Annotated in this window: 10 protein-coding genes, 3 rRNA genes and 1 pseudogene; 7 read left to right on the top strand and 7 right to left on the bottom strand. The window is 36.6% G+C overall.

Going from position 1 to position 17,266, the window contains the following annotated elements; all coding sequences use genetic code 11:
• Positions 1–91 precede the first annotated feature (91 nt).
• From rrf to ACWJJ7_RS16640, 3 genes are all read right to left on the bottom strand, one after another.
• A 5S ribosomal RNA gene (gene rrf / locus ACWJJ7_RS16650) occupies positions 92–208 on the bottom strand.
• 116 nt (positions 209–324) lie between these two features.
• Positions 325–3,267: ribosomal RNA gene (locus ACWJJ7_RS16645) — 23S ribosomal RNA — on the bottom strand.
• A gap of 263 nt (positions 3,268–3,530) precedes the next feature.
• Positions 3,531–5,056: ribosomal RNA gene (locus tag ACWJJ7_RS16640) — 16S ribosomal RNA — on the bottom strand.
• The 16S, 23S and 5S rRNA genes sit together here, the layout of an rRNA operon.
• Before the next feature lie 582 nt (positions 5,057–5,638).
• Between ACWJJ7_RS16640 and ACWJJ7_RS16635 the strand changes: the two genes are divergently transcribed.
• Complete coding sequence (locus tag ACWJJ7_RS16635; RefSeq protein WP_462963070.1) at positions 5,639–5,842, top strand: DUF6440 family protein; 204 nt, start codon at positions 5,639–5,641, stop codon at positions 5,840–5,842.
• A gap of 110 nt (positions 5,843–5,952) precedes the next feature.
• Here the strand turns inward: ACWJJ7_RS16635 and ACWJJ7_RS16630 are convergent, their stop codons facing one another.
• Entirely contained in the window at positions 5,953–6,093 is a 141-nt protein-coding gene (locus ACWJJ7_RS16630; RefSeq protein WP_462963069.1) for a hypothetical protein, read from the bottom strand.
• A 511-nt stretch (positions 6,094–6,604) separates the two neighbouring features.
• Here ACWJJ7_RS16630 and gltS point away from each other — a divergent pair.
• Both gltS and ACWJJ7_RS16620 read left to right on the top strand, forming a co-directional pair.
• A pseudogene (gene gltS, locus ACWJJ7_RS16625) lies at positions 6,605–7,790 on the top strand (sodium/glutamate symporter).
• A 284-nt stretch (positions 7,791–8,074) separates the two neighbouring features.
• Positions 8,075–8,593, top strand: a complete 519-nt coding sequence (locus tag ACWJJ7_RS16620; protein WP_462963068.1) for a hypothetical protein — start codon at positions 8,075–8,077, stop codon at positions 8,591–8,593.
• 56 nt (positions 8,594–8,649) lie between these two features.
• On the opposite strand, the gene ACWJJ7_RS16615 is transcribed toward ACWJJ7_RS16620, so the two are convergent.
• Together ACWJJ7_RS16615 and ACWJJ7_RS16610 are read right to left on the bottom strand one after the other, a co-directional pair.
• Entirely contained in the window at positions 8,650–10,401 is a 1,752-nt protein-coding gene (locus ACWJJ7_RS16615; protein WP_462963067.1) for a sensor histidine kinase, read from the bottom strand.
• Positions 10,402–10,830: 429 nt separating this feature from the next.
• The gene (locus ACWJJ7_RS16610) at positions 10,831–12,024 is read right to left on the bottom strand and encodes a MalY/PatB family protein (protein ID WP_462963066.1); all 1,194 of its coding nucleotides are present in this window, start codon (positions 12,022–12,024) and stop codon (positions 10,831–10,833) included.
• 642 nt (positions 12,025–12,666) lie between these two features.
• Here ACWJJ7_RS16610 and ACWJJ7_RS16605 point away from each other — a divergent pair.
• The 3 genes from ACWJJ7_RS16605 (at position 12,667) to ACWJJ7_RS16595 (ending at position 15,694) form a co-directional block, all read left to right on the top strand.
• Complete coding sequence (locus tag ACWJJ7_RS16605) at positions 12,667–13,920, top strand: dicarboxylate/amino acid:cation symporter (protein ID WP_462963065.1); 1,254 nt, start codon at positions 12,667–12,669, stop codon at positions 13,918–13,920.
• Positions 13,921–14,306: 386 nt separating this feature from the next.
• Positions 14,307–14,687 carry a RidA family protein gene (locus ACWJJ7_RS16600; protein ID WP_462963064.1) on the top strand — a complete coding sequence of 127 codons (381 nt, stop codon included), beginning with the start codon at positions 14,307–14,309 and terminating at the stop codon, positions 14,685–14,687.
• A gap of 17 nt (positions 14,688–14,704) precedes the next feature.
• On the top strand, positions 14,705–15,694 hold the full coding sequence (locus tag ACWJJ7_RS16595) for a D-cysteine desulfhydrase family protein (RefSeq protein ID WP_462963063.1): 990 nt from the start codon (positions 14,705–14,707) through the stop codon (positions 15,692–15,694).
• Between the two features lie 115 nt (positions 15,695–15,809).
• On the opposite strand, the gene ACWJJ7_RS16590 is transcribed toward ACWJJ7_RS16595, so the two are convergent.
• Complete coding sequence (locus ACWJJ7_RS16590) at positions 15,810–16,712, bottom strand: LysR family transcriptional regulator (RefSeq protein ID WP_462963062.1); 903 nt, start codon at positions 16,710–16,712, stop codon at positions 15,810–15,812.
• A 134-nt stretch (positions 16,713–16,846) separates the two neighbouring features.
• Here ACWJJ7_RS16590 and ACWJJ7_RS16585 point away from each other — a divergent pair, with 134 nt between their 5' ends.
• Positions 16,847–17,266 carry an OsmC family protein gene (locus tag ACWJJ7_RS16585; protein ID WP_462963061.1) on the top strand — a complete coding sequence of 140 codons (420 nt, stop codon included), beginning with the start codon at positions 16,847–16,849 and terminating at the stop codon, positions 17,264–17,266.

Below are 17,266 nucleotides of genomic sequence, written 5' to 3'. Positions count from 1 at the left end.
TCTCTTAAAATTAAATCGCCACTAAAATCCAAAAATATAATTGTATTTAACCAAATAAAAACCACTAAGTTAAACTTAGCGGTTTTTTCTTACCTGGCGACAACCTACTCTTCCACAAGGTCACCCCTGCAGTACCATCGGCGCATTGAAGCTTAACCTTCGTGTTCGGTATGGGAACGGGTGTTACCTTCATGCCATAATCACCAGATTGAGAATATAAATATTCTCTGAAAATTGCACAGTGAATTAGTCTTTTCGCTCACGCTCAAAGCCTTGCTTCTTTCTTACGAAAGAAGTATATCGCATTACTTTTAATTATATATTTAGGTCAAGCCCTCGACTTATTAGTATTAGTCAGCTGAACATGTTACCATGCTTACACCTCTAACCTATCAACCTGGTGGTCTTCCAGGAGTCTTACTAACTTGTGTTAAAAACACGCGTTATGGGAAATCTCATCTTAGGGTGGGCTTCACGCTTAGATGCTTTCAGCGTTTATCCCTTCCAAACATAGCTACCCAGCGATGCCACTGGCGTGACAACTGGTGCACCAGAGGTTTGTCCATCCCGGTCCTCTCGTACTAAGGACAGCTCCCTTCAAATTTCCTACGCCCGCGACGGATAGGGACCGAACTGTCTCACGACGTTCTGAACCCAGCTCGCGTGCCGCTTTAATGGGCGAACAGCCCAACCCTTGGGACCTACTTCAGCCCCAGGATGCGACGAGCCGACATCGAGGTGCCAAACCTCCCCGTCGATGTGGACTCTTGGGGGAGATCAGCCTGTTATCCCCGAGGTAGCTTTTATCCGTTGAGCGATGGCCCTCCCACGAGGTACCACCGGATCACTAAGCCCGACTTTCGTCCCTGCTCCACTTGTAAGTGTCGCAGTCAGGCTCCCTTCTGCCTTTGCACTCTTCGCGCGATTTCCAACCGCGCTGAGGGAACCTTTGGGCGCCTCCGTTACTTTTTTGGAGGCGACCGCCCCAGTCAAACTGCCCACCTAACAATGTCCTGTGACCAGATTCATGGCCTCCAGTTAGAACCTCAGTACTGTCAGGGTGGTATCCCAAGGATGACTCCACACAGGCTGACGCCCATGTTTCTCAGTCTCCCACCTATCCTGTACAGACAATACCGAAATTCAATGCTAAGCTACAGTAAAGCTCTACGGGGTCTTTCCGTCCAATCGCGGGTAGCAAGCATCTTCACTTGCACTACAATTTCGCCGGATGTGTTGTTGAGACAGTGCCCAAATCATTACGCCATTCGTGCGGGTCGGAACTTACCCGACAAGGAATTTCGCTACCTTAGGACCGTTATAGTTACGGCCGCCGTTTACTGGGGCTTAAGTTCATACCTTCGCTTGCGCTAAGTAATCCCCTTAACCTTCCAGCACCGGGCAGGCGTCAGCCCCTATACATCAGCTTTCGCTTTAGCAGAGACCTGTGTTTTTGCTAAACAGTTGCTTGGGCCTATTCTCTGCGACCTACTTACGTAGGCACCCCTTCTCCCGAAGTTACGGGGTCAATTTGCCGAGTTCCTTAACAACAATTCTTCCGATGGTCTTAGGATTCTCTCCTCACCTACCTGTGTCGGTTTGCGGTACGGGCACCAATATCCTCGATAGAGACTTTTCTTGGCAGCGTGGAATCAGATACTTCGGGAATAAATTCCCTTCCCCATCACATCTCAGCGTTAAGAGCAAACGGATTTGCCTGCTTGCTCCGCCTAAATGCTTAGACACACATCCAATAGTGTGCACATCTTATCCTCCTGCGTCATCCCATTTCTAATAACGTCCATTGGTGGTATCGGAATATCAACCGATTGTCCATCACCTACGCCTTTCGGCCTCGGCTTAGGTCCCGACTAACCCTGAGAGGACGAGCCTTCCTCAGGAAACCTTAGGTTTTCGACCGTTAAGATTCTCACTTAACTCTCGCTACTCATGCCAACATTCTCACTTCTGTACCGTCCACCACTCCTTACGGTATGACTTCAGCCAGTACAGAAAGCTCCTCTACCGCGTACACAATTGTGTACACCCATAGCTTCGGTGGTAAGTTTTAGCCCCGGACATCTTCGGCGCAGGATCTCTTGACTAGTGAGCTATTACGCACTCTTTAAATGAGTGGCTGCTTCTGAGCCAACATCCTAGTTGTCTTAGAAATCCCACATCCTTTTCCACTTAACTTACACTTTGGGACCTTAGCTGATGGTCTGGGCTGTTTCCCTTTTGACTACGGATCTTATCATTCGCAGTCTGACTGCCGAAATAAAAGTATATGGCATTCGGAGTTTGATAGGGTTCAGTAACTGTTGTCAGCCCCTAGCCCATTCAGTGCTCTACCTCCATTACTCAATTAATCGACGCTAGCCCTAAAGCTATTTCGAGGAGAACCAGCTATCTCCGAGTTCGATTGGAATTTCTCCGCTATCCACAGCTCATCCCATGGTTTTTCAACACCAACGTGGTTCGGACCTCCACGGAATTTTACTTCCGCTTCATCCTGGCCATGGATAGGTCACCCGGTTTCGGGTCTACGACATGCAACTTCGTGAACTTGCGTTCACAACGCCCTATTCAGACTTGGTTTCCCTTCGGCTCCGTACCTTAAGTACTTAACCTTGCTACATATCGTAACTCGTTGGCTCGTTCTACAAAAAGCACGCCGTCACACATATAAAGTGCTTCGACCGGTTGTAGGCACACGGTTTCAGGTTCTATTTCACTCCCCTTCCGGGGTTCTTTTCACCTTTCCCTCACGGTACTTCTTCACTATCGGTCACTAGGTAGTATTTAGCCTTGGGAGGTGGTCCTCCCAGCTTCCCACAAGGTTTCACGTGTCTCGTGGTACTCTGGATTAGATCTGACTGTTTTTCCTTTTCATTTACAGGCCTATTACCTTCTGCGGAGCAGCTTTCCAGCTATCTTCAATTAAGGAATTGCAGTATTTATGATCTATCCTCAACCCCCAGGTCAAAGACCTGGGTTTGGGCTCTTTCCCTTTCGCTCGCCGCTACTTAGGAAATCGATATTTCTTTCTCTTCCTCCGGGTACTTAGATGTTTCAGTTCCCCGGGTCTACCTCTGCATACCTATTTATTCAGTATGCAGTACATAGTTGTTACTATGTGGGTTCCCCCATTCGGAAATCTTTGGATCACAGGCTATTTGCGCCTACCCAAAGCTTATCGCAGCTTAACGCGTCCTTCTTCGGCTCCTAGTGCCAAGGCATTCGCCATGCGCCCTTTGTAGCTTGACCTTGATTCTGTCTATTTACATAGACGGTTATATTAATTTTGCGAAATTGTATTAAATCAATTCATAAACTATTTTCATAGTTTTAATTTTTTTAAAACAACTTTTTTCACTGTGCAATTTTCAAAGAACATTTTAAGAAAAACTATTAATTAGCTAACTCCTAAGAGTTAACTAAAATTAGTCTCTCAAAATTAAACAGAGAACTAGGTACGATTAATTACAATAGATATTGCATCGACCGAAGTCAATACATCTACTCCCTAGAAAGGAGGTGATCCAGCCGCAGGTTCTCCTACGGCTACCTTGTTACGACTTCACCCCAATCATCAATCCCACCTTCGGCCGCTGGCTCCTTACGGTTACCTCACGGACTTCGGGTGTTACCAACTCTCATGGTGTGACGGGCGGTGTGTACAAGGCCCGGGAACGTATTCACCGCGACATGCTGATTCGCGATTACTAGCAACTCCGGCTTCATGTAGGCGAGTTGCAGCCTACAATCCGAACTGGGATGAGTTTTTGAGTTTGGCTCCACCTTGCGGTCTTGCATCTCTTTGTACTCACCATTGTAGCACGTGTGTAGCCCTAGACATAAGGGGCATGATGATTTGACGTCATCCCCACCTTCCTCCCGGTTAACCCGGGCAGTCTCACTAGAGTGCTCAACTTAATGGTAGCAACTAATGATAAGGGTTGCGCTCGTTGCGGGACTTAACCCAACATCTCACGACACGAGCTGACGACAACCATGCACCACCTGTCACCCTGTCCCGAAGGACTTCACCCATCTCTGGGTTATGCAGGGGATGTCAAGTCTAGGTAAGGTTCTTCGCGTTGCTTCGAATTAAACCACATGCTCCGCTGCTTGTGCGGGCCCCCGTCAATTCCTTTGAGTTTTAATCTTGCGATCGTACTCCCCAGGCGGAATACTTAATGTGTTAACGGCGGCACCGAGGTTCGACCCCCGACACCTAGTATTCATCGTTTACGGCGTGGACTACCAGGGTATCTAATCCTGTTTGCTCCCCACGCTTTCATGCCTCAGCGTCAGTTACAGTCCAGTAAGTCGCCTTCGCCACTGGTGTTCTTCCTAATCTCTACGCATTTCACCGCTACACTAGGAATTCCACTTACCTCTCCTGCACTCTAGACACCCAGTTTCAAATGCAGCACCCAAGTTAAGCTCGGGTATTTCACATCTGACTTAAATGTCCGCCTACGCATCCTTTACGCCCAGTAAATCCGGACAACGCTTGCCACCTACGTATTACCGCGGCTGCTGGCACGTAGTTAGCCGTGGCTTCCTCCTCTGGTACCGTCATTATCGTCCCAGAAGACAGAACTTTACAACCCGAAGGCCTTCATCATTCACGCGGCGTTGCTGCGTCAGGGTTTCCCCCATTGCGCAATATTCCCCACTGCTGCCTCCCGTAGGAGTCTGGACCGTGTCTCAGTTCCAATGTGGCCGATCACCCTCTCAGGTCGGCTACGCATCGTCGCCTTGGTGAGCCGTTACCTCACCAACTAGCTAATGCGCCGCGGGTCCATCTCAAAGTGGAATTTTCCGAAGAAAAATCCTTTGATGTTTCGATCATGCGACCAAAACATATTATGCGGTATTAATCTCCCTTTCGGGAGGCTATTCCCCTCTTTGAGGCAGGTTACCCACGTGTTACTCACCCGTCCGCCGCTAATCAACGTCTCCCGAAGGAGACGAATCATCGCTCGACTTGCATGTGTTAGGCACGCCGCCAGCGTTCGTCCTGAGCCAGGATCAAACTCTCAATTTAAAAGTTTACACTTTTTTAGTTGAAATGATTAATCTGCGCCAACTGTTAAGCTGGTTAGCAAGCTCATTACATACTTTTAGTCTTACGACTAAATTTTACTTTATACTAAAGTAATTAACTGGTTTAACGAAATATTATTTCGCTATCTTTACCTATTTCTCTGTTTAATTTTCAAAGACCAATTTATTTTGTCATCATGTGACGACTTCTACTATATTACTAGGTATTTCTTGTTTTGTCAACATTTTTTTAATTTATTTTCATTTGAAAACATATTAAATAGTTATCAACAGTTAGCTTATCGTGCCACTCGTTTGTGACGACAAGGAGTATTCTATCACATAAATAAGAGCATAATTTCACAACATAGGTACTCTAGCTAGATTATATTCATATTTCTACATATAAGTCTAAATAATTCAATATTTCGCATCCTGATACACATGGCTAAGTATTGTCAACATGGAAACATTTTTTTGAGAAACTGTTGTCAAATAACAAAAGTCTCCCCTATTAAGTATACAACCTTAATTTTTGGCTATATTTAATAATATTGCGAAATAAAAAATATAGGAGGAAGAAATGTTTAATAAGAACGATAAGAGAAGAAATAAAACATTTAAAACTGTATGCAATAATGCTGATGCATTAGCAGTACGTTGTAAAATACTTGTAGATACAGACACAGTAACAAACTATTTAATTAATATTGAGGATTACGCTGGAGGAATTACTGTATTGTTAGATAAAGATGGAAATCCTATGTTTTCACAAGTGAAGTTGTAACGTCTTTATATAGATACGGTAATTTACTTCATTAAGCTATTTATCACCAGTCTTCAATATTCTTTTTTATAGTTCTGCTTTCATATACAAATACAAATACAAATACAAGCTTACTTATAATGGTTACTAATTTCAGCAATTAATTTACTCCAAAACTTAGACTCCTTTTTAATTGTCTTTGCTATTTTTTTCGGATTAACTTTTCCACTATACAATTCTTTTATAACTAATAATGTATATATTAACTTCATATAAATCACCCCTTACAGTTATTTATATTCTTTTAAGCCTTGAAAAGTCTAATGATTTGCCAAAACCCACATTTCCTAGAGTTTTTCACATATATAATTAAGGATTCCACTAAAGTATCAGATTGGTGGATCCTGAATATCTGGAACTGATTTAAATAGACAGTTTTTATTTACTAATTACCTCAAATCTATTATAAATCCTATCTAAACGAACTCAACGGATCTTCTCCACCAACTCTTTAAAATTAAAAGTATATACATGTTGTTTGACCTTTCCTTCCTTATTACTATCTAAATAATTAACTGATACCTTTTTATCGAACATATAGTATTTAATTCTACATATATTATTAAAAACACTCTTATGTTTCTATAGATGTCTAGCCCTGTTAAGCTTTGAAAGCGATATAATGAAAATCGGTAAAGATAACTTTTACACTATCTTAATATTAAAGGAGGAACAATTGTGAAAACAGAATTAGTAGAAGGTTTGCTTACTCTCAAGGTTGATATGGTAGCAACCTTAGCAACCGCAATTTTATTATTACTATTAGGTTACTGGCTTATAAAAAAGGTATCTTTTTTTAGAAAGTTCTGTATTCCTGCCCCTGTAATTGGAGGTTTGCTATTTTCAATACTTGCACTTACTTTAAAACAGAGCGGTCTAATAACAATTAGTATGGATACAACCTTTCAATCTCCTTTTATGATAGCTTTCTTTACAACTATTGGGCTTGGCGCAAGTTTTAAATTACTTAAAAAAGGTGGAAAATGTTTAATCATCTACTGGCTATTATGCGGAGTTCTTGCTATTTCACAAAATGTTATAGGTGTTGTATTTGCAAAAATTACTGGAATTCACCCTATGTTTGGTATTATGGCAGGTTCAGTTTCAATGGAAGGGACATGGTGCAGCAGCTGCTTTTGGAAAAACTGCTGAAGCTATGGGCATTGCCGGATCTACTACAGTAGCTATAGCTGCTGCCACTTTTGGCCTTATATCTGGCGGGCTTATCGGGGGCCCTATTGCAAAGCATTTAATAGACAAATACAAATTAAAACCCACTACATCAGATAAATATGCCGTAGACCCCTTTGAAAATGTAGTAAGCGACACAGGAAATACAAAAATCACAACGAATATGGTTATGACTCATATGGCAATAATAACTGTTTGTATGACAATCGGATCTATTGCCAGCGGATGGTTTTCAACAGCTACAGGCCTTTCTTTACCAGGATATGTAGGTGCTATGTTTGTATCTGTAGCTTTTAGAAATATAAATGATAAAATACACATTGCTAAACTTGATTATTACACAATAGATTTAATGGGAAACGTGTCCCTTGGGATTTTCCTCTCAATGGCATTAATGACATTGAAGTTGTGGGAACTTGTAGGACTTGCAGGACCATTATTAATAATAGTTACTGCACAAGTAATATTTATGATATTGTATACAGTATTTGTTGTATTCAAATTCCTTGGAAAAGATTTTGATGCAGCCGTTATGGCAGCTGGTATGGCAGGTCATGGTCTTGGCGCTACTCCAAATGCTATAGCTAATATGGGAGCTGTTACCGAAAAATATGGTCCATCTCCAAAGGCATTTTTAATAGTTCCATTAGTCGGGGCATTTCTAATTGACCTTATAGGTATCCCAACGATTGTATTTTTCATGAATTTTTTTAAATAAGAATCCATATAGAAAATATTATTACTATGCAAGACTTCCAAAAGTATTTGCAGCAAGAATATAAGCAAAAATAACCTTTTCCATAGTTAATAGTGTTGTTAAATTTAACAGCACCATTAACTAACACTTAACTCCATAAAGTCCCTGGTATCAGTACTTTACTATACATTACAGTTAAATGTTTAATTAAATTTTAAAATATCCTAATTAAATTTAATTTATTATAGAAGGTATTTGGAAATATTTGGAGAATACTTCCTATATATAATTAGGAGGCGTATACAATGATCTATGATGCATTTAAAATTGCTAAACATTTAAATATCAGTAAAGTAACGGCTTACGCTAAGATGAAATTACCTGAAGTAAAACCCTTTTTAATATGCCATAATGGTAAAACCTGTGTAGAAGAAAAAGGTTTAGAAGCAATTAAACAAACTCTAAAATATAATCATTCTTCAGAAGCAGAAGCAGAAGTTGCAGTTACAGTAGTGAATCTATTAAAAGAAGATATGATTGAAATACTTAAAAGCAATATCGAATTTATTAAACAACAATTAAATGTTAAAGACGCTCAACTCTATGATATTAATAAATTATTAGAAAATACACAGGTCCTGTTTAAACAAGAACAAGAGAAAAATAAAATCGTGTTGTCATTACCCGAAACCATTAAAGAACACGATATTCAATTGGTTAATAATCTAACTCAAAGTCTTGAAAGACAAAGATCTAAAGCAGTAGCCGACGAAGTTCTCCATAGAAAAAAAGGAATTTTCCAAAGATTATTTGATAAATTATAATTTAATAATTCAAGTTGTTCCCATCCATAATCCATTCCAAAATTATGGATGGTCTCTTATTTATAAATATCTGAAAATTCTACATTCATCTTTTGAATAAATCTGTCGTTATCAGTAGTGTCATTAACATTATGCAATATGAATTCTTCACTTTTATGATGTTTAACTGGAAGCTCAATAATAAATTCGGATCCGTTTCCATATTCACTTTTTACGCTAATATTTCCACCATGCATTTCAACAAGCGATTTAGTTAAAGACAACCCAATACCACTACCTTCGTTCTCCCTTGTAAACAGTTTTGAAACTTGTTTGTATCGTTCAAATATCATATTCTGATTATCTTCTTCAATTCCGATCCCATTATATTTAACTGCAATAACAACAGTATCAACTCTATTGTAAATATTTATATTTACACAATTATCAGTAAATTTTATAGCATTAGAAATTATATTTAGCATTATACGCTCAATCATATCCATATCACAAATTATTAATAATTCTTCCACATCTGCATTAAATGTTAGATTAATATTCTTTTGTTTTGCATAACTTGATACTGACAATGCAATACTTTCAATAATATCCACAATGTTATAATTACTAAAAATAGGTTCGTAAAAACCGGCTTCGATTTTGGTAGTATCAATTAGATTATTTACCAGTCTTAATAGCCTCATGCAATTTTGTTTCATAGATTTAATGTGTTTAGAAGTTTTTTCTTTCCCTAAATCCAAGTCATTTTTAAGATATACCTCAAATAACTGGATTGCTGACAGGTTTACGTTGATAGGAGTTCTCAGCTCGTGCGACATATTAGCGATAAATTCACTTTTTTTAATACTGACTTTTTCAGCCTTTTCTTTTGCTTCTTTTAGTTCTTTTTCCATTAGCTTGCGAGAATTAATATCAGTATGTGTACCAATGATTCTTAAAGGTTTTCCATCTGTAGTCCATCTTATAATTTTGCCCCTGGCTAGTATCCATTTATAAGATCCATTTTTTGTAATAAGTCTAAGTTCACTCTCATAAGCTGGAACTAAACCTTCTAGATACATGTTTAATTTTAGGTAAGTTGCGACCTTATCATCAGGATGAATCAGTCTGTCCCATTCACTAAATAAATTTTTGATTTCGGTCTTTTCATAACCAAGCATACCCTTCCATCTTTCTGAGGTAATCATTTCATTGGTCTTTGCATTCCAATCCCAAACGCCATCACCGCTACCTTCAATAGCAAAGGCTAACCGTTCGTTGTTTGCTTTTAAAGCCTCTGTAGTTCTTTTACCTTCAGCTACCTCTTTTTCAAAAAGAGCATTCATCTTTTCTACTTTCTTCATATTTTCTTCAATCTTTTCTTCCAGTTTATTATTTTTTTTAATCATTTCCTCTTCTACTTTCTTGTGATCAGTTATATCATAGATAATAGAGTATACTAGTTGCCTGCTATTCTGAATTATAGTTCCACTGTGAACTTCTACATCTCGGATTTCACCATTTGCTAATCGATGTTTAAAGTAAAAGCGCTCTCTCTGCTCTATAACTGCAAGATTCATTTCTCTAGCAAGTTCTTCAATCGAAATTACATTAATGTCACTAATTTTTAATTTTATAATATTTTCATAATCATATTGATAAAAAGAACAAGCGGAAGTATTCGCATCTACTATTACCCCCGTTTGTGGATCAATAACAAGCATTATTGTGTGATTTACCGCTAATAAATTATTACAACAAGTATGTTTATATTGAACTTGACCCATAATTTTATTGTTTTCACTTTCTCTAGAATTGTCTCTATTCATAATTTTTACTCCTCTTGATACTATAACAATATTTTAGCCTGTTTTCCTGTAATTAGTAGGCCAATTCTAAATTTACAAATTTCACTTTTAATTGTAAAATTTATATATAATATTTAGATTATACTAAAAATTGCACCTTTATTCAACATAATTTCCCAATTCATTATATGTTTTAGGCATAAAATCAATATATTTCAAGGATATCTACACATGTTAAATCATTTTTAAATATTCATTTCTATGTATTAAAAACATGAGAGAAATATAATTCTTTTAATAAAACTTTTAATTATGTGTATAAATTTCAATATAACGATTCTACATCTAGCTACCAATTTACAAACATAAATTAAGATCAAAAAAGAAATAGTTGTAGTAAAATTAATTTTTACTACAGCTATTTCTTTATCCAAGTATATCACTGCTTGTTTATAACTTTATTTGATTCTTATTCAATGAATTAACAGCTTTTTCAAGTTGTAACATAGCTTTCTCAAGCATTGAACGTGGACATGCTATATTTAGACGCATATATCCAGAAAGGCTACGACAGAAATCATTGCCAGCATTGAGTCCCAGACCGGCCTTATTTATCATAAATTCTTTCAGTTCATCATTTTCCAATTCTAGTTTACGACAGTCAAGCCAAACCAGATAAGTACTTTCAGGTCTGCTAGGTTTAATTTTGGGTATGTTGTTTTTACAAAACTCTCCTATGAAATCAATATTTCCCTCAATATATGGAATTAGCTGCGTAAGCCACTCTTGACCATGCCTATAAGCTGCTTCCACAGCTACAAGGCTAAAGCAATTATTACGATGGATATCCATACCTCTCCAAAAAACATCAAATGTCTCTTTAACTTCAGCATTCGGAAAAATCACTACAGAAGCTTGTAATCCTGCCAAGTTGAAAGTTTTTGTACATGAAGTACAGGTGATGGTTTTACTAGAAACCTCCTTTGATATACTTGCAGTAGGAATGTGTTTATTATCCCACAATATCAAATCTGAGTGTATCTCATCAGAAACAATCATTACATTGTAGCGTAGGCATAGTCCAGTAATATGTTCTAGTTCCTCTCTGCTCCACACTCTACCTACCGGATTGTGTGGGCTACACATAATAAATAACTTTGGTTTCTGTTTTAATTTTTCTTCAAAGTCCTTAAAATCTATTGAATAGACTCCATCTTGTTCTAATAATTGATTTTCAATTACCACTCTGCCCCAAGATTCTATTACTTCATAAAATTCTGGATAGACTGGAGTCTGTATCAAAATTTTATCTTCTTTATTAGAAAATTCTCTAACAATAACCGATAGAGATGGAACAACACCGGGGCTGAAACTAATTAAATCTTTATTAACTATCCAATTATTTCTAGTTTTTTCCCATTCACAAAAAGCTTCATAATAAGAGTCATGGCGAGATGTATATCCATAGATTCCTTGCTCAGCTCTTTTGAGTAAAGCATCATTAATAGGCTTAGCTACCTCGAATTCCATATCCGCTATCCATAATGGTATTACATTAGAAGTTCCAAATTTTTTTTCTCTCTCATCATATTTTGCAGCAAAGTTGTTACTTCGGTCAATTATTTTATCAAAATTATACTTCATACTTTACACCCTTCTTATATTTATTTGTGCAAAAAATACTTGCTATAACATAAATATAGCAAAAATGATGCCAACTTTATGTTGAACTTTTGGATTGGTTTTTATATAGGTATCTATTATATATAACGTTTTTATTTTTAAAAAAAGGTTTTAGGTGAATTAAATGGTTCAACTTATTAAAGTTTAACCATTTAAATGAAAATTAATGTCTACTTCTCTTGAATTACAATCAAAAATTACATCATTCTCATTTACACCAATAATTTCTTCATCCCTAATTAATGAATTATGTAGAAAAAAGCAAAAAATTCATTTATTGGCATAAAATTTGCTAATTATCATTATAGCAAGCTTGATTTAAAAAGTGAAAGGATAAAAACTCTGATTACAAAAATGGAATTATTAAGTTGCTAATGTAATAAACATCACAACCATTTTCAATATTTACTCAAATATCATTTTCACCAAAGTAAACGATACCGTACTTATAAATCGTGATTAATCAACAATGTTATTATTTGTCCACAGATTGTAAAATAGGTAATTGCTCATTATTAATTATAAAAAGGTATAAAGTCAAGGGTTGTTTGAAATGTCTTTTAATTTCTTAACAATACCAACCAATGTAAAGGAGATATTAAAATGAACACAAAAAAACAAAGTACATGGAAAAACTATCGTTTCCCAATTATTTTAATGCTATCTATTATAATAGGCAGTATCATTGGCATTATTTTCGGTGAAAAAGCAACAGTACTTAAGCCATTTGGCGATGTATTTCTTAACTTAATGTTCACTGTTGTAACCCCACTAGTATTTGTTACCATAGCTGGTGCAGTAGGAAATATGGTCAATATGAAAAGATTGGGGAAAATTATAAGTAACATGTTTTTAACATTCGTTACTACAGGATTTATTGCTGGCGTTATCGTTATTACTGTTGTCAAGTTTTTTCCACCTGCTGCTGGTGTTAACCTCACATTTGAATCTGCTAAAGCGTTAGAATCGATCAAGCTTTCTGACCAAATTGTTAAGACGCTAACTGTAACTGATTTTGGCGGTTTATTTTCTCGCTCAAATATGATGCCTCTTATTATATTCTCTATTTTCTTTGGTTTATGTGTTAGTTCCCTTGGCGCTGAAAACAACATTATAGCTAATGGTCTAGATGCTCTGTCCAAGGTTATGATGAAATTTATTAGCATTATTATGCTGTATGCTCCAATCGGTTTAGGTGCTTATTTTGCAAGCCTCATTGGTGAATTTGGGCCTCAGCTCTTGGGCGCTTATGCAAGAGCTATGCTTATATATTATCCACTATGTATTATATATTTCTTTGCTGCATTTTCTGGATATTCATATTTTGCTGGCGGTACTCAAGGCATAAAAATTTTCTTCAAAAATATTTTAGAACCGGCGATTACATCTCTTGCAACGCAGAGCTCTATTGCAACTCTACCCGTTAACCTAAAGGCTACTAAAAATATGGGTGTTCCAAAGGATATCCGTGAAATTGTATTGCCAATCGGTGCGACCATGCATATGGACGGTACTGTTATTTCTTCTATATTGAAAATTTCATTTTTATTTGGAATATTCGGACAAGGATTCTCTGGAATTGGAACCTATATTGCCGCACTAGCAATTTCAGTTATGGGCGGCGTAGTTATGTCTGGTGTTCCAGGTGGAGGACTCATCGGTGAAATGTTGATTGTAAACTTATTTGGATTTCCACCAGAAGCATTTCCAATTATTGCAACTCTTGGTTTCCTTGTAGATCCTGCTGCAACATGGATAAACTGCACTGGTGATGCTGTAACATCTATGATGGTTACTCGCTTGGTAGAAGGTAAAGACTGGATGAAGAAGAATGTTCAATCTTCTATCAAAGGGTAATGACTTATAGATGTTAAATCCGATTAGTTGAATCTATATTTAAGGGTTGAATATTCTACTCTTAAATAACCGATTTAGTTCTAAAAATTCTTAATAATATAGAAAAGGGTTCAATAACATTGGCATAGTTATTGCTTGTAATATAAGTGTATTTGCAAATACGGGTTATAATTAAAATTAAACTTTAATCATAGTACTATTAGAAGATATATATTTAATGTTTTCTACTATTAATGATTCACCTACTAGTACTATGCTAGGATTAGAACTTGCATTATTAGGTTTACTTGTATATTATTATTGTAAGATAAAAGATAAAAGATAAAAGATAAAAGATAAAAAGATTTTAAAATTAAAATATAGTTTCATAAAGAAGGAGAATAATAATGATAAAAGAAATTATTTCAACTAAAAAAGCACCTGCAGCAATTGGACCATACTCACAGGCAATTAAGGTAGGAAATTTATTATTTACATCTGGTCAACTACCATTTATACCAGAAACCGGTGAACTCATAAGTAGCGACGTAAGAAAAGCTACAGAAAGATCTATTGAAAATTTAAAAGCAATATTAGAAGAATCAGGATCATCTCTTGATAAAGTCGTAAAAACGGTAATTTTTCTTAGAGATATGAATGATTTTGCAATAGTAAATGAAGTTTACGAAAGCTATTTTACTTCAAATCAACCAGCACGTTCATGTGTCCAGGTGGCAAAACTGCCTAAAGATGGAATACTTGAAATAGAAGCTGTAGCATTTGTATAAAAAAGGAGGAGTAATCAATGGTTAAAATTCCTGAAAAAATAATGTTTGCAAACTTACCAACACGGATAGAAAAACTAGAAAGACTTTCTCAAAAACTGGGCGGACCTAATATCTATATAAAAAGAGATGACCAAACAGGAACCGAAGTCTCTGGTAATAAAATAAGGAAACTTGAATTTTCTGTAAAGGAAGCTCTTGATCAAAAATGTGATGTACTTATTACCTGCGGAGGAATCCAATCTAATCATTGTAGATCTACGGCAGCAGTCGCTGCAAGACTTGGAATGAAATCAGTCCTTGTTTTAAGAGGGGACTCAGAAACAGAATCAGATGGTAATTTGTTTATAGATAAGCTTTTAGGAGCGGATATTCGTTTTGTTACTCCAGAAGAATATAAAAATAATAAAGCTGAAATTATGGAACAAATCAAGGCAGAATTAGAGGAAAAGGGTTGTAACCCTTATATTATACCAGAAGGTGCATCTAATGGAATTGGTGGATTTGGATACTATAATGCCATGAAGGAAATTATTTGCCAGGAAAAAGAGCTAGGTGTGCATTTTGATAGAATTGTACTAGCAGTAGGATCTGGTGGAACTCATTCCGGACTATTTCTAGCAAGCAAAACACTAGAGTATACTGGTGGAATCTATGGTGTCAACGTTTGTGATGATGCTGAACACTTCAAAAATGAGATTTACAAAATAGCTCATGAAAGTATGCAATACATCGATGTGAATTTACATATTTCAAAAGATGAAATTCATATTATAGATGGATATGTAGGAAGAGGATATGCACTAAGCAGACCAGAGGAGCTTCACTTTATTCACGACTTTGCAAAACTAGAGGGAATTATTTTAGATCCTGTGTATACTGGTAAAGCAATGTATGGATTAGTACAAGAAATTAAAAATGGAACCTTTAAAAACTGCGAAAATATTCTATTTATTCATACCGGCGGAGCATTTGGATTATTCCCACAAAAAGACCTATTTGAGTTTTAAAAAATAATAAACTTATATAAAAAGTTCAAAAAAAAGGTATAGCAAAATTTTGCTATACCTTTTTTTGATAAAATCACTATTTTACCTCCTATGAGATCTGGCCAGCAGTTTAATATCACTTCTGACAATACTGCATTGGAAGGATTATCTTCGTCATATTCAGCAGAGTCTGTAAAGCAGGCGACATCCACTTGTCTTTGTGATAAATTACTTGAGTCAAGAATTCAAAATAAGGACCACACCATTTCAATTCAACAAGCTGCCCTTTTGCAAGTTCTTCTTCAACTGTAATTTTAGGCAGAACTATAATTCCTAAACCGCTGATTGCAAGCTGTTTCATAGATTGGATACTACCGATTTCCATAATTGATTTGGGCGTCAAACCACAATCGCTAAATATTGTCATCAGCGTTCTCCGATAACTGCAGCCTTCCTCTGCTAAAATAAGGGTATAGTCAACGATGTTTTCAGGATATACACCAAGGGACTTTGCAAGAGGATGGTTAGGTACTGCAAGTAATACTAAAGGCTCGGGTATTGCCAATTCAACAATGAAATCCGAATTTGTTATCATACGCTCCAAACAAAAGGCCACATCAATCTGGTTATCCAGTAAAAGTTCTTGATACTCCGTAGATTTGATAGTTTTTAATATGATTTCAATGTCAGGAAACTTATAATGGAACTTTTTGAGAAGGTTATCTATCCGTGTTGTACATAATGACTCCCATGCTCCTATCGTCAGAACTCCTTTTGGAACAGGATGATCTTTTACTGCATTTTTTGCCTCTTCACACAGATCAACAATTTGTCTTGCATAAACAAGAAATTTTTCCCCCTCATGAGTAAGTGAAATATTCTTCCTAATACGTTCAAATAGACGAACTCCTAGGTCACTCTCTAGCAACTGTATCTGAGATGTGACAGTAGGCTGAGTGTATCCAAGCGTATATGCCGCTCGAGTAAAACTATTAAGATCCGCTACAGTAATGAATGTATTAATTTGGCGAAATTCCATGTTATTATCCTTTCTTCATCCATAAATTTTTTATATGATTATGATTTATTATATCAATTTTTCTTTTTGAAGTCTATGAGTTATTATTAACTTAAACACATACCATATTATGAATATAGGAGGAATTAATTATTATGATGAACGCAGTAGTAAACTGGCTTGGAGACGGAGCGGCATTTGAATGTACAACTCCAGAGGGAGCAAAATTCGTGCTGGCTGGTCCAGCAGAAATGAATAACGGAAAAGTTTTAGGTCCAAAGCCAATTGAAATACTTCTTCATGCGGTTGCAGCATGCACAAGTGTAGATATAGTTACAATGCTTAAGGCTAGAGGGGCTCAAATTTCAGAATACGAAGTGATTGTGAATGGAGAAAGAGGAGCAGTGGCTCCAAAACCTATCGAAAAAATCGATCTTTCATATAATATAAAAGGAAAAGGTATGACCCCTGAAATGATAGAATATGTGCTTAAAACTGCCTTTGAAGTTGAAAGTGGTGTTGCAAATACTTATAAATCAGATATCACTTGGTCTTTTAATCTCATTGAAGAATAA

The sequence above is a fragment of the Clostridium sp. CM042 genome (assembly GCF_055080995.1).
The sequence above is the reverse complement of the archived record's forward strand: the minus strand, read 5'-3'. Positions and strand labels throughout refer to the sequence as shown.

Coding starts and splice junctions, on each gene's coding strand:
- ACWJJ7_RS16635 (WP_462963070.1), top strand. CDS start 5,639: ATGTTTAATAAGAACGATAAGAGAAGAAATAAAACATTTAAAACTGTA.
- ACWJJ7_RS16630 (WP_462963069.1), bottom strand. CDS start 6,093: ATGAAGTTAATATATACATTATTAGTTATAAAAGAATTGTATAGTGGA.
- ACWJJ7_RS16620 (WP_462963068.1), top strand. CDS start 8,075: ATGATCTATGATGCATTTAAAATTGCTAAACATTTAAATATCAGTAAA.
- ACWJJ7_RS16615 (WP_462963067.1), bottom strand. CDS start 10,401: ATGAATAGAGACAATTCTAGAGAAAGTGAAAACAATAAAATTATGGGT.
- ACWJJ7_RS16610 (WP_462963066.1), bottom strand. CDS start 12,024: ATGAAGTATAATTTTGATAAAATAATTGACCGAAGTAACAACTTTGCT.
- ACWJJ7_RS16605 (WP_462963065.1), top strand. CDS start 12,667: ATGAACACAAAAAAACAAAGTACATGGAAAAACTATCGTTTCCCAATT.
- ACWJJ7_RS16600 (WP_462963064.1), top strand. CDS start 14,307: ATGATAAAAGAAATTATTTCAACTAAAAAAGCACCTGCAGCAATTGGA.
- ACWJJ7_RS16595 (WP_462963063.1), top strand. CDS start 14,705: ATGGTTAAAATTCCTGAAAAAATAATGTTTGCAAACTTACCAACACGG.
- ACWJJ7_RS16590 (WP_462963062.1), bottom strand. CDS start 16,712: ATGGAATTTCGCCAAATTAATACATTCATTACTGTAGCGGATCTTAAT.
- ACWJJ7_RS16585 (WP_462963061.1), top strand. CDS start 16,847: ATGATGAACGCAGTAGTAAACTGGCTTGGAGACGGAGCGGCATTTGAA.